Annotated in this window: 8 protein-coding genes; 5 read left to right on the forward strand and 3 right to left on the reverse strand. The window is 60.4% G+C overall.

Features of this window, described 5'->3' with window-relative positions; translation table 11 throughout:
* Positions 1 to 468 precede the first annotated feature (468 nt).
* Entirely contained in the window at positions 469 to 918 is a 450-nt protein-coding gene (gene mioC, locus AACX78_RS21540) for an FMN-binding protein MioC (protein WP_103472774.1), read from the reverse strand.
* A gap of 374 nt (positions 919 to 1,292) precedes the next feature.
* On the opposite strand from mioC, the gene AACX78_RS21545 reads away from it, so the two are divergent.
* From AACX78_RS21545 to fhuB, 5 genes are all read left to right on the forward strand, one after another.
* Positions 1,293 to 3,398, forward strand: coding sequence for a TonB-dependent siderophore receptor (locus tag AACX78_RS21545; protein WP_159167379.1), 2,106 nt, complete (start codon positions 1,293 to 1,295; stop codon positions 3,396 to 3,398).
* 83 nt (positions 3,399 to 3,481) lie between these two features.
* The gene (locus AACX78_RS21550; protein WP_159167380.1) at positions 3,482 to 5,128 is read left to right on the forward strand and encodes a multidrug ABC transporter permease/ATP-binding protein; all 1,647 of its coding nucleotides are present in this window, start codon (positions 3,482 to 3,484) and stop codon (positions 5,126 to 5,128) included.
* A gap of 46 nt (positions 5,129 to 5,174) precedes the next feature.
* Positions 5,175 to 5,939, forward strand: a complete 765-nt coding sequence (locus tag AACX78_RS21555; protein ID WP_159167381.1) for an ATP-binding cassette domain-containing protein — start codon at positions 5,175 to 5,177, stop codon at positions 5,937 to 5,939.
* 12 nt (positions 5,940 to 5,951) lie between these two features.
* A complete protein-coding gene (locus AACX78_RS21560; protein WP_159167382.1) occupies positions 5,952 to 6,860 on the forward strand; it encodes an ABC transporter substrate-binding protein in 909 nt (302 codons plus the stop codon).
* The gene (gene fhuB, locus AACX78_RS21565; protein WP_159167383.1) at positions 6,857 to 8,839 is read left to right on the forward strand and encodes a Fe(3+)-hydroxamate ABC transporter permease FhuB; all 1,983 of its coding nucleotides are present in this window, start codon (positions 6,857 to 6,859) and stop codon (positions 8,837 to 8,839) included. Before AACX78_RS21560 ends, fhuB begins: the two co-directional genes overlap by 4 nt.
* A 99-nt stretch (positions 8,840 to 8,938) precedes the next feature.
* Here fhuB and AACX78_RS21570 read toward each other — a convergent pair whose 3' ends face one another.
* Both AACX78_RS21570 and AACX78_RS21575 read right to left on the reverse strand, forming a co-directional pair.
* The gene (locus AACX78_RS21570; protein WP_159167384.1) at positions 8,939 to 11,413 is read right to left on the reverse strand and encodes a TonB-dependent receptor; all 2,475 of its coding nucleotides are present in this window, start codon (positions 11,411 to 11,413) and stop codon (positions 8,939 to 8,941) included.
* 165 nt (positions 11,414 to 11,578) lie between these two features.
* Positions 11,579 to 12,547 (reverse strand): siderophore ABC transporter substrate-binding protein, encoded by a 969-nt coding sequence (locus AACX78_RS21575; protein WP_236556365.1) that lies wholly within the window; start codon positions 12,545 to 12,547, stop codon positions 11,579 to 11,581.

Here is a 12,547-nt window from a genome sequence, read left to right on the forward strand (position 1 = left end):
CCTGGGCTGAGGGGCGGAACATTCTATCTGTTTCACGCCCTGAGGGGAACGTCTACTTAACGGTCAGTATGGAGGGAGGATCCACTTAATAGATCTTAAGGATCTTTAGATCGATCTTTTATTGGATCTTTTATTAGGATCCACCATTTCTGTTGATAAGCGCTTTTTGATCATAAAGATCATCTGGTTAAAGGCGATCTCAGCTTGTGGAAAAGCTTGGATCCTGGCCCCGTGAACAGGGGGATAACCAGTGCTTTTATACACAGGCGGCTAGCGGGCTGGATCTCATACATGGATAACTATAGGTTTTGCAGAGCTTTACACTGTAGTTATGCACATTACCCCCGGTCGTTGTGGGTAACCATGTAGAACAAGTCGTCAGGATCAATCTGTTAATAACCTGGTGGATAGCGATCTGGGTATAAACGGGGAGATCAAGGCTTTTCTGCCGGATCTCCCAGACCCTGATCAGGCGATCAACGGCATCCAGCCCTGGATCCAGGCTTCTGCTGCATCTTCCGGGATCTCGTGTTGGGTGACATCTATGTCGAGACGATCCCCGATCCGGCTGGCACCGCACTCGGCCAGCAGCCGATCCAGCGTCTTGCCACCCTGGCAAAAGGTGTCATAACTGCTGTCGCCGAGGGCGATCACGCCATATTTCAAGGCATTAAGATCCGGATGCTGCTCGGCAAGATCCTTGGCGAAGGGTTGCAGGTTGTCGGGCACGTCGCCGGCGCCGTGGGTGGAAGTGACCACCAGCAGGATGGCGTCCGGCTCGGCGAGCACCTCGGCCAGCGTGGCCGGATTGTGGATCTCGGCCTGATGGCCCGCCTGTTCCAGCAGGTTGGCGACGTGGTCTGCGACATATTCGGCGGCGCCCAGCATGGAGCCGACGACGAGATTGAGTTTGGCCATGGAATGGATCCTGAAAAATGCGGAACCCGGATTCTACCGTCAAAGGGTGTGGATAAATATGGATAAAGCTTGGGGATAATGGATCCTCTTTTCTTTTCTTATATAGAGCTGGATCCCTCGCTTTTCTCTTTCCTCCGATCTTTTTAGCAGAGATGTCCCCGTCTGCTCCCCTTCTCTTCTACCCAAAAGCCGTCTGTTTGATACGTTAAGTAACAATGCAGATGCAAATGATTAGCAATTATTGAATCGATTCGATCATGGCTCCTGTAGTAGCATGACGCTGCTTTATTCGCCTGAGGAACCGGGCCGACCGGCATGACCGGGCACCAATAATAAGAAACCAGAAACAACTCATTGATATTTGAGACACTTATATGATTGTGCAAAAAAACACCCCAATCGCAGCGATGCGAAAGAGAGGGGCACAGCATCTGCTGCCGCTCTCCTGCCTGCTGGCAAGCCTGCCAGTGCTGGCTGAACAGCCGAAAGAACTGCCCAAGGCCAGCGAAACCATGGTGGTGACAGGCACTGCCATGAAGGTGGAAGTGCCCATGGCCGAGACGCCTCGCGCCGTCTCCGTGGTCAATCGCGAGGATCTGGATCAGCGCGCCGTGCAGCAGCTTGACGAGTCCCTGCGCTACCGCTCCGGTGTGCTCACCGGCCTCTATGGCTCCGACAACAATACCGACTGGTTCAAGGTACGCGGCTTTGATGCCGCCTCCTATCTGGACGGCAACCGCCTGTTCGGCACCGGTTACTATGTCTGGACACCCGAGCCGTTCGGCCTGGAGAGCGTGGAAGTGCTGAAAGGGCCGGCCTCGATCCTCTACGGCGAGGCGCCTCCCGGCGGCGTGATCAATGCCATCAGCAAGCGGCCGACCGCCACCCCGCAGGGGCTGCTGGATCTGCAGCTGGGCAGCCGGGATCATCGCCAGATCGGGGTGGATGTCTCCGATGCGCTGACCGACAACAGCCGCTACCGCATGGTTGCCCTCTATAAAGAGCGTGATGGCGTGCTGGATGGCACCTACAACGATCGCGTCTATCTGGCGCCGAGCGTGACCTTTGATCTCTCGGATCGCACCAGCCTGACCCTGCTGGCCAGCTTGCTGCACGACGAAGGGGTGCCGACCAACGGCTTCTTCCCGGTTTACGGCACCCTCAATACCAGCGGTGGACAGATCGATCCCTCCACCAACCTGAGCCAGCCGGATTACGATCGCAACCGCAATACCCAGATCTCCACCGGTTACGAGCTGGCCCACCAGCTCAACCAGACCTGGGAGTTCAAGCAGAACGTCCGCTTCAACTACAACGATCTGCTGCTGCGTCAGACCTATATCTTCCCGACCTATGAAGGCACCACCGCCTTCCGCGGTCTGGTCTACCGGGATGGCAACACCAAGAGTGCCACCATGGACAACCAGATGGTGGGTTACTGGAACACCGACAGCACGGAACAGACCCTGCTGCTGGGGCTGGATCTGCAGCGCCATGTCAATGAAGGCCAGGAAGCCGACAACTACGGCATGGGCTCCATCAACACCATGAACCCGGATTACAGCGGCTTCCCCGGTTTTGATGAATCCACCGCGACCCACCAGAAGAGCACCAAGGGCCAGAGCGGCCTCTATGCCCAGCACCAGGTTCGCTGGGACGATCGCTGGTTGCTGACTGGCGGCGGCCGCTTCGACTATGTGGAGACTCACAACATCAGCGAAGTCAAGGGCAAGAACGAGAAGCAGTATGATCACGAGCTCTCCCTCTCCGGCAGCCTGATGTACTTGGCCGACAACGGTCTCTCTCCTTATATTGCCTACGCCGAGTCGTTCGAGGTGTTGCCCGGGATCGACCCCAACACCAGCGAGTCCTACAAGCCGCTCAAGGGCACCCTGTATGAGACAGGCGTCAAGTACGCACCCAGCTTCCTCGACGGCTACATCAACCTGGCGCTGTTCGATCTGGAGCAGACCAATTCGCTCGTTTCTACAGGCTCCGGTCAGCAGACCCAGGCTGGCGAAGTGACCTCCCGGGGGGTCGAGCTGGAAGGGAGCGTGCAGGCCACAGAGGCGCTGCGTCTCACCGCCGCTTACACCTATACCGATGCCATGACCAACGACACCGGCAAGGGCGATCGCCGTGCCAGCCTGATCCCGCGCCATATCGCCTCCTTCTGGGGCAACTACAAGGTGCAGCAGGGGCCGGTTTCTGGTCTGGAACTGGGATCCGGCGTGCGTTATGTCGGCTCCAGTGTCGGCATAGGTGCCGTGAATGCGGACTACACCCCCATTTATGGCTCGGCCCTGGTGCCGGCCCATACCGTGTGGGATGCGATGATCGGGTATGACTTTGCCAAGAACTGGCGAGCCCAGCTCAACGTCAACAACCTGCTGGGTGATACCTATGTGGCGAGCTGTGACTACTACTGCTACTACGGCGAGCCGCGCAGCGTAGTGGGCAGCATCAACTACCGCTGGTAACAGAGGAGGGCGGGAGCCCAGGCTCCCACCCTCCTTTTCCCCTGCACATTGCTTCTGGCATATCTCTAGAATACCGGTCCGTTATGGAACTCTTGTCTCTGGTTTACCGCCAATATCGTTGGCCCTTCATTGCCATTACCCTGCTCAGCCTGCTCAGCGCAGTGAGCGGGATAGGTGTCATTGCCTTTATCAATCACTCTCTTGTCGAATCCGTCGGTGATCCGCTGCCGGTACTTGGCCAACTGCTTGGCCTGATCCTGTTGCTGCTGGTGATCACACTCGGCTCTCAATTGGGCCTGACCACACTCGGTCATCATTTTGTCTACCGGTTGCGGGGCCGTCTGCTCAAGCAACTGCTGGATACCGATGTCGCCCGCATTCGCCAGCTTGGCCAGGGGCCGCTGCTGGCATCCCTCTCCAGCGACATAGGCCAGATCACCATCGCCTTCGTGCGCCTGCCAGAGCTGGTACAGGGGCTGGTGCTCACCCTGGGCTCGGCCCTCTATCTCGGCTGGCTCTCGCCGGCCCTGCTCGGCGTCACCGCCCTCTGGGTCACTGTCACCATGGTGGTGGGCTGGCTGCTGGTGAACCGCGTCTATCACCACCTGTCCCATATGCGTCAGGCGGAGGATCGCCTTTACCAGAACTATCAGGCCATCATAGCCGGCAGCAAGGAGCTGGCGCTCAACCGCGAGCGGGCCCACTTCGTCTACCACCAGCTCTATGAGCAGAACGCCCGTGACTATCGCCAGCAGATCATCCGCGCCGACACCTATCACCTGAGCGCGGTGAACTGGTCGAATATCATGATGCTGGGCGCTATCGGCCTGGTCTTCTTCCTGGCCAATGGCCTCGGCTGGGCCAACACCAATGTGGCCGCCACCTTCGCGCTGACCCTGCTGTTCCTGCGCACGCCCTTGTTGCAGGGGATAGGCGCCCTGCCGACCCTGCTCTCCGCCCAGGTGGCATTCGACAAGATTGCCGCACTGGCGCTGGCCGAGCCGGATCCCGACTTCCCGCTGCCGCCCGCGCCCCGTGCCTGGCAACGCATCGAGCTGGAGCAGGTGAGCTTTCACTATCAGGGGGAGGGCTGCTTCGCCGTGGGCCCCAGCAATCTGGTGATCGAGCGGGGGGAGCAAGTCTTCATCATTGGCGGCAACGGCTCCGGCAAGTCGACCCTGGCCATGCTGCTGACCGGCCTCTATCAGCCTGTGTCTGGCCGGATCCTGCTGGATGGTGAACCCGTCACGGATCGCAACGCCTATCTGGCGCTCTTCTCCGCCATCTTCACCGACTATCACCTGTTCCAGCATTTGCTGGGGCCGGAGCCCAAGGCCGAGCTGGTGGCCGAGTGGCTGGATCGGTTGCAGATGGGCAGCAAGCTCACCATAGAGGACAACTTTATCGCCGATATCGACCTCTCCCAGGGGCAGCGCAAGCGGGTCGCCCTGCTGCTGGCACTGGCCGAGCAGCGCGAGGTGATGCTGTTTGATGAATGGGCTGCGGATCAGGATCCTCAGTTCCGCCGCATCTTCTATCAGCTGCTGCTGCCGCGCCTCAAGGCAATGGGCAAGACGGTGATCGCCATCAGCCATGACGATCACTACTTCCCGCTGGCCGATCGTCTGCTGGAGATGCGCCAGGGCCAGCTTATCGAGCTGACCGGTGAACGGCGCGAGCAGGTCAGCCAGGATGCCGTCGCCCATCTGGATTGCGAGGTGCCGGCTTGATGCCGGCACCGATGAGACTGGCATCAGGCCAGCACAGGAACAGCTTATGTTTGAGATGAAAGCCGCCAGCTTCGCGGTAAACGGCCGCGAGCTGCTGCACCCCACCGACCTGCGTTTCGAGCAGGGACAGGTCTATGGCCTCATAGGCCACAACGGCTCGGGCAAATCCACCCTGCTCAAGCTGCTGGCGCGCCAGCAACCGCTGAGTGAGGGCGAGATCCTGTTCGATGGCAAACCGCTGACCGATTGGGGCAACCGGGACTTCGCCCGTCAGGTGGCCTATCTGCCCCAGCATCTGCCGAGTGCTGAGAACCTGCTCGGCCGGGAGCTGGTGGAGATGGGGCGCTATCCCTGGCGCGGCCTGCTGGGCCGGATGGGAGCAGAGGATCAGCGTCAGGTCGACAGGGCCATTGCTCTCACCCATACCGAAGGTTTTGCCGATCGGCTGGTGGATACCCTTTCCGGCGGTGAGCGGGGGCGGGTCTGGCTGGCCATGTTGCTGGCCCAGGAGAGCCGCTTCATACTGCTGGACGAGCCGTTGGCCGCGCTGGACGTGGCTCATCAGGTGGAGGTGCTGACTTTGGTCAGGCAGCTCAGCCGTCAGCTCAACCTCGGCGTCATCATAGTCATCCACGACATCAACATGGCCTCCCGCTTCTGCGATCGGCTGGTGGCGCTGCACTCGGGTCGTCTGCTTACCCATGGCGAGCCAGAGCGGATCATGACCAGCGAGACCCTGCACGCCATCTATGGCATTCCGATGGAGGTCATGCGCCACCCGGCCCATGCCCATGCCATCGCCATCGTCTAGTCGGGGTTATGCATGTTGAATCGTTTACTGAAGCGCTCAGTTTGTCTCCTTGGTTTGCTGCTGCCACTGGCCTTGCAGGCAGAGCCTGCGTCCACTGCCACTGGTGCTGCTGTGCCCCGTATTGCCACCCTGGACTGGACCATAGCCGAAACGCTGCTGGCGCTGGGGGTGACGCCACTGGCGGTGGGGGATGTCAGCGCCTACCGCGCCTGGGTTGGCGAGCCGATACTGCCAGCGGGGGTGGTGGATATAGGGCTCAGGGTTCAACCCAACCGGGAATTGCTGACTGAGCTCAAGCCTGACCGCATTCTTATCTCACCGATGGCCGCGCTGTTGGCACCCGCGCTTTCCCGTATTGCGCCTGTGCAGTCTATCGATCTCTATGATCCACAAACTGATCTGTGGCAGCGGCTCCATGAGGCGACCCTGACCATAGCGGCGCTGGTGCACAAAACGGCCGAGGCGAACGTGCTGCTGACAGATTTGAATCGGGATCTCGAGCAGATGAAACAGACTCTGCCGGCGGAGCTGCCGCCCCTGCTGGTGGTGCAGTTCATCGATGAGCGCCATGTGCGGGTGTTCGGCCGTCACAGCCTGTACGAAGCAGTCATGACAAGGCTTGGATTGCGCAATGCCTGGCAGGAGGAGACAGATGACTGGGGTCTGTCAGTGGTCAGCATTGAGCAATTTCTGGCGTTGCCCGAGGCGCGGCTGGTAGTGGTGGATCCCATTCCTGTCGGGGTGAGCGAGCGGCTGCAGGAGCCCGGCTTATGGCAGCATCTGCCACTGGTACAGCGTGCCCCTGTCTTGCATCTGCCTGCTGTATGGGGCTTCGGGGGAGTGTTTGCTGCACGCCGTTTTGCCAGTGAGCTGAGTCAGGCCTTGCTCAGTGACGCCCAAACCAGGGAAAAGATCCAATGAAACGCATTTTTGAATCGCCGCTGTTGCGACCGGGTCTTGCCTTGCTGGGGTTGACCCTTTTTCTGGCCTGTTGGGAGCTGGCCCGCCAGTTGCCCGGCGCGCTCTGGTGGCAGACCCTCTTTTCGCCCAATCTGGATGATGCCCGTCAAGCTGTGGTCCATTTCAGCTGGTTGCCCCGCTTGACGGTGACCCTACTGGCCGGTGGTGCCCTTGGTCTTGCCGGTACCCTGATGCAGCAGGTGCTGCGCAATCCTCTTGCGTCACCGACCACACTGGGGGTGGCTTCCGGCGCCCAGCTGGCATTGATGATGGTGACCCTGTTTGCTCCTTCCTGGTTGCTGCTGGGGCGGGAGTGGATCGCCATGGCCGGTGGCAGCCTCGCCATGGCGCTGGTGTTTGCCCTGGCCTGGCGCCGTCAGCTCAATCCCGTCGTCATCGTCTTCGCGGGGCTGGTGATCAACCTCTACCTGGCAGCCATCAGCATGGGGTTGCTGTTGTTCTTTCAGGAGGAGTTGAAAGGATTGATGGTGTGGGGCAGCGGCTCTCTGGCCCAGAACAGCTGGAGTGGGGTGCACTATCTGCTGCCTCGACTGCTGGTTGTTGCATTGGTGGCTGGGGTGTTGGTGCGCCCCCTCAGAGTACTGGAACTGGATGATGCCAGCGCCCGCAGCCTGGGGGTCTCCCTTCAGCACTTGCGACTGGCGGGGCTTGGCTTGGCGGTATTTGTCACCGCCTGTGTGGTGAGTGTGGTGGGGCTGATCGGTTTTATCGGGTTGGCCGCACCGGCCATGGTGCGGTTGCTGGGGATCCGCCAGCTCGGTCAGCGGCTGCTGTGGGGGCCTGTTCTGGGGGCTCTGCTGCTGGCAGCCACCGATCTGTTGCTGCAATCCGTCAGCCGATTCTGGCCCATGCTGATCCCGACCGGTGCCATGACGGCACTGTTGGGGGCACCGCTCTTGTTCTGGCTGATCCCGCGACTTTCCTTTAAGTCGGGCACACCCAAAGCGAGTGCCGGTTTGCTGGTAGCACGACATCCGGCCCCGACTCGACTGATCACCTTGCTGCTGTTCGGCTTGGGGCTCGCCATCATAGGCTCTCTGCTGTTCGGTCAGGGAATGCACGGCTGGAGCTGGCCGAGCTGGCTCAGGTGGCAGGCCCAGCTGGAGTGGCGCCTGCCACGCACTCTGGCGGCGGGGGCTGCCGGGGTCTTGCTGGCGCTGGCGGGCACCCTGCTGCAGCGGGTCAGCAACAATCCCATGGCGAGTCCGGAACTGCTGGGGGTGAGTGGTGGCACCTTCATGGGAGTGATAGCGACGGCACTGCTGCTGCCTGCCTTGCCATTGCCCATGATGCTGCTTGGGGGCTTGATCGGGGCCTTCGGTTGTCTCTTGCTGCTGGTGCTGGTCAACCGCAAGCATGGCTTCCAGCCTGAGCGGATCCTGCTGTCCGGCATCGCCATCACGGCGCTGTTCGAACCATTGCAGGCCATAGCGCTGGCCAACGGCGACATGCGAGTGCAGCAACTGCTCTCCTGGATGTCCGGCTCCACCTATTACGTCACCCTGCCGGTGGCTTATGGACTGGTGGCTCTGGCGGTATTGATGCTGGCAGCCTGCCTGCTCATCAGCCGCTGGCTCGATCTGTTGCCCATGGGACCGGCACTGGCGACCGCATTGGGGATTCGCCTCAACCGTGCCCAGCTCGCGATACTGCTGCTGGTGGCCGTGCTCACCGCCAGCGCCACCCTGGTGGTGGGGCCGCTCTCCTTCGTTGGTCTGCTGGCCCCGCACATGGCCAAGCTGATGGGGCTGGTACGGGCGCGCTGGCACCTGCTCGGTGCTGCCGCTTCCGGGGCCCTGCTGATGGTGTCGGCGGACTGGGTCGGCCAGCAGATCCTGTTCCCGCAAGAGGTGCCGGTCGGGCTGGTCTCCACCCTGTTAGGGGGCGCTTACTTCATGTGGTGCCTGCGCCGCCTCTAGGTGTGTGGATGACAAATGCACAAACAAAGAGCCCGGGATAATCCCGGGCTCTTTGTTTCAAGGCTGTCGCCGACTCATGTGCCGAGGCAGGCAACCAACTCAGAATGCCAGTGAGGTGGACAAAAGGAAGGTACGTGGAGAACCCAGTCCGCCGGACAGCCCGCTGCCGTCGCCACCGCTCCAGGAACCGAGCCAGTAGGCATGATTGGTGAGGTTTTGCACCGAGGCTCGCACGGTCACCTCCTTGGTGGCAATCTTGGTGGTGTAGCGGGCCCCCAGGTCGAAGGTGGTGTAGGGGGAGAGCGACATGCGGTTGTCATCGGTGACATAGCGCTTGCCGACAAACTGGGTATTGCCGGTCAACGTGAGCCCGGGCAGGGCGGCGAGGTCGTATTCCAGCCCCAGCTTGGCCATCACTTTGGGCACCCCGGTCGCCTGGTTGCCTTCATTGGCCTTGTTGAGGGCCTTGGTCAGTTCGGCCTGGGTATAGGAGGCTCCCCCCAGCAGGCGCAGTTCCGGAGTCAGCTCGCCAAACAGATCCCATTCAATCCCCCGGTTGCGCTGTTCACCGTAGACCCCATAGACATTGCTGACCGGATCCGTGTAGGCACTCGGTTTGGCTATCTGGAACAGACTCAGTGTATGGGCGAACTGACCCAGATCCAGCTTGGCGCCGACCTCATACTGCTTGGTCTGGTAGGGCTTCATGATTTCACCCGCATTGCTGGCAGTGGTGGGCGCCGTGCCCCCCTGGCCCAATCCCTCTATGTAGTTGGTGTAGAGGGAGAGGTCATCCCGTACCTTGACCAGGATGGCGGTGGCTGGCGAGAGCCGGCTCTCGTCATAGTGGGAGGTCTGCGCGCCGCTGGCACCATAGTTGGTGCTCTCCACCATCTGGTGTCTGGCGCCGACTGTCCACTGCAGGTCCCCGTCCAGGAAGGAGAGGGTGTCCACCAAGGCGACACTTTCCAGCTTGGCGTCGCTGCTGGACGTCACTGCGCCAAAACCGCTCTGATCGGGGGCCGAGCCAAAATCGAGGTGGTCATAGTTGGTGATTGTGTGGTTGGGATACATGCGATCCTTGAAGCTGAGCTCCGAGGTGTAGTGCGTGGCGGCCAGTGACCAGGCGTGATCGACAGGGCCCGTGCCGAGGTTGCCGCGCAGACCGGCTTCGCCCGATCGTTGGGTGCCGTCCCGTTCGGAGCGAATGGCCATGGCGTTGATGTCCCCCGCATTGTTGAGCAGGGTATTGCGGGTGATCAGGGCTCTGTATCCCCCCTCTCGCTGGCCCCATGCGGCAAAGGCCGTCAGCGAGTCGGTCAGGTCGTACTCCCCCCGCAATACGGCTGCCCTGGTGTCATTGATGGTGTAGGCCCAGGGTGGAGCCAGTGAATAGTCGCCCTTTTTGGCTGTGGGCTGCTGGGTGACAGTGCTGGCGATGGAGAAGATGCTGAAGTAGTTGACCCCATCCACCTCTTCATGTTGCCGATAGAGATCGAGGGAGGCACGGGCCCGCTCGTTGCGCCAGTCGAGGCCAATGGAAGTCAGCTCCATCTTGTGCTGCTGGTCATTGACCGGGGTGTCACCATCGCGGTAGACGCCATTGAAGCGCACCCCCCACTGTTTTTCTTCCCCGAAACGGCGACCGAGATCCAGATGCACGCCGCCGAGCCCGTCTGATTCATAGGTGGCGGTCACCTTGGCCAGAGGATCCTTGCCGGCGCGTTTGGGCACTATGTTGATGCTGCCCCCCACGCTGCCGTCTGGCGGCATGCCGTTGAGCAACACGGACGGGCCCTTGAGCACGTCGACCCGCTCGGCCATCTCGGTCGAACTGCGCATGTTGGGCGCCATGCCGATCAAACCGTTGAAGGTCATGTCACTGGCCGTGGTGCTGAAGCCACGCATGTAGAAGGTCTCGAAGACGCTGCGTTTGCTCGGCACATAGATGGATGCATTGGTGGCACCGGCGAGGGAGCCGATATCCTGGGCCTGCTCGTTCTCTATGTACTCCTCTGTGTAGCTGACGGTGTTGAACGGGGTATCCATGAAGTGCTTGTTGCCAAGCAGTCCGACCCGACTGTCAGAGGCCACCTGGCCACCGGCATAGGTCTGGCGCCCTTGCACCACCATGACCTCATCGGCACTGACCCCGGCTTGCCGGCGAACCTTGTAGCGTCCCTCTCCCGCAGGCTCGGCCACCAGATCGTGACCACTCAACAAGAGGGCCAGACCCTGGGGGGGACTGTATTGGCCTGCCAGCCCGGGGCTGGTCATCCCTTGCAGGGTTTTATCATCGAGATCCAGGCTGATACCTGTCTCGGACGAGAAGATCTTGAGCGCCTGGGCCAGAGAGCCAGCCGGGATACTAATGTTTTTTGTGGCTGTGACCGACTGCTCCGGGAATTGGGCCTGCGCCGATGGAGCCAGGCCGAGCAGTAGTGTGCCACTGACACTGGCCAGAATGGCCAGACGTGCGGCCACGCCCAGCTTGTTCAAGGAAAAGCGGGAAACGGTTTGTGCCAGAGGGGGATGGGCGAGCGCCGCAGGATGCAACAGATGGGGCTTTAACATTCAGGATTCCTTTCTATTCGAGGAGGTGATTGATTGTCTCCTTCTGTTTTCCGAACGAGACTTTATAATCCTCAAATAAAAATGAATATCATTTGTATCTTTGTGGCCCGGCAGCCTAACGGCCAGTGATTTAGCCGCGACGGCCGGGCAAACAACGTGATCCTGTCAGCTGCGGTAGCCTGTCATCACTTCATCGGCAATGCGGGTCAGACAGGTCACGCTGGCCGTGCAGAGATACCAGGTTTCCGGGTCGACAAAGATGACCTTGCCACTTTTCCACGCCTTGGTCTGGCGCAGCAGGGGGTTATCCAGGCTCTGGGCATTGAGTGCCGCCCGCCGCTCCATCACGGCCGTCCTGTCGATCACATAGAGGATGTCCGGATCCGCCTGCTGGATGAACTCGTTGGAGATGGGCTGCCCATGGGTGCCTGTTTCCCTGTCAGGCCCCGCCGGCTGCACTCCAAGGGTATCGAAGATGAAGCCATACCGTGAGTGTGTGCCGAAGGAGGTAAAGGCGCCGTTATTGTGCAGCACTATCAAGGCTTTTTCCGGTCGGTTCCGGGTCACTTCACGCACCTGGGCTATCTTGTCGTCTATCTGCTGAACCTTTTCACGCGCCAGCTCCTCTTTACCCAGTATCTTCCCGAGGGTGAGCAGGTGAGCCTTGGCGGTTTCCAGTACATGCCCCTGGTGATTGGTCATGTCGATGTCGTAGTGCAGGGTCGGCGCTATCCGGCTCAGCTCCTGATAACTCTGGGCTTGCAGGGGGGAGATCAGGATGAGATCCGGCTTGAGTTTGTGCAGTCGCTCCAGATTGGGTTGTATGGTGGTGCCCACATCCATGACGTTGGGATCGTCTTTGTATTTGCTGAGGAAGTGAGCAACATAGTCTTTGGCGATGCCCGCCACGGGGGCGCCCAGCTGATCCAGGGTATCGAGTTCACTCATGTCGAAGGCCACCACCCGCTCTGGGCGGTGGGTTATCCGGGTCGTACCCAGCTGGTGTTCGACAGTGACAATGGGATCGTTTGCCGAGGGTGTCTGTGCCGCCGATCCTGATGAGGCGTCATCACACCCCATCAGGCCAGCGGCCGCCACCAGCAATATTCCGTGCACTGCATGTGCCTTGTTCAT

The sequence above is a fragment of the Aeromonas sp. 9A genome (assembly GCF_963900955.1).
Lineage (GTDB): Bacteria > Pseudomonadota > Gammaproteobacteria > Enterobacterales > Aeromonadaceae > Aeromonas > Aeromonas salmonicida.

What these genes read in the sequence shown, in the direction of transcription:
- AACX78_RS21545 (WP_159167379.1), top strand. Translation starts at nt 1,293, where the DNA reads ATGATTGTGCAAAAAAACACCCCAATCGCAGCGATGCGAAAGAGAGGG.
- AACX78_RS21575 (WP_236556365.1), bottom strand. Translation starts at nt 12,547, where the DNA reads ATGAACAAGGCACATGCAGTGCACGGAATATTGCTGGTGGCGGCCGCT.
- fhuB (WP_159167383.1), top strand. Translation starts at nt 6,857, where the DNA reads ATGAAACGCATTTTTGAATCGCCGCTGTTGCGACCGGGTCTTGCCTTG.
- AACX78_RS21555 (WP_159167381.1), top strand. Translation starts at nt 5,175, where the DNA reads ATGTTTGAGATGAAAGCCGCCAGCTTCGCGGTAAACGGCCGCGAGCTG.
- AACX78_RS21560 (WP_159167382.1), top strand. Translation starts at nt 5,952, where the DNA reads ATGTTGAATCGTTTACTGAAGCGCTCAGTTTGTCTCCTTGGTTTGCTG.
- AACX78_RS21570 (WP_159167384.1), bottom strand. Translation starts at nt 11,413, where the DNA reads ATGTTAAAGCCCCATCTGTTGCATCCTGCGGCGCTCGCCCATCCCCCT.
- AACX78_RS21550 (WP_159167380.1), top strand. Translation starts at nt 3,482, where the DNA reads ATGGAACTCTTGTCTCTGGTTTACCGCCAATATCGTTGGCCCTTCATT.
- mioC (WP_103472774.1), bottom strand. Translation starts at nt 918, where the DNA reads ATGGCCAAACTCAATCTCGTCGTCGGCTCCATGCTGGGCGCCGCCGAA.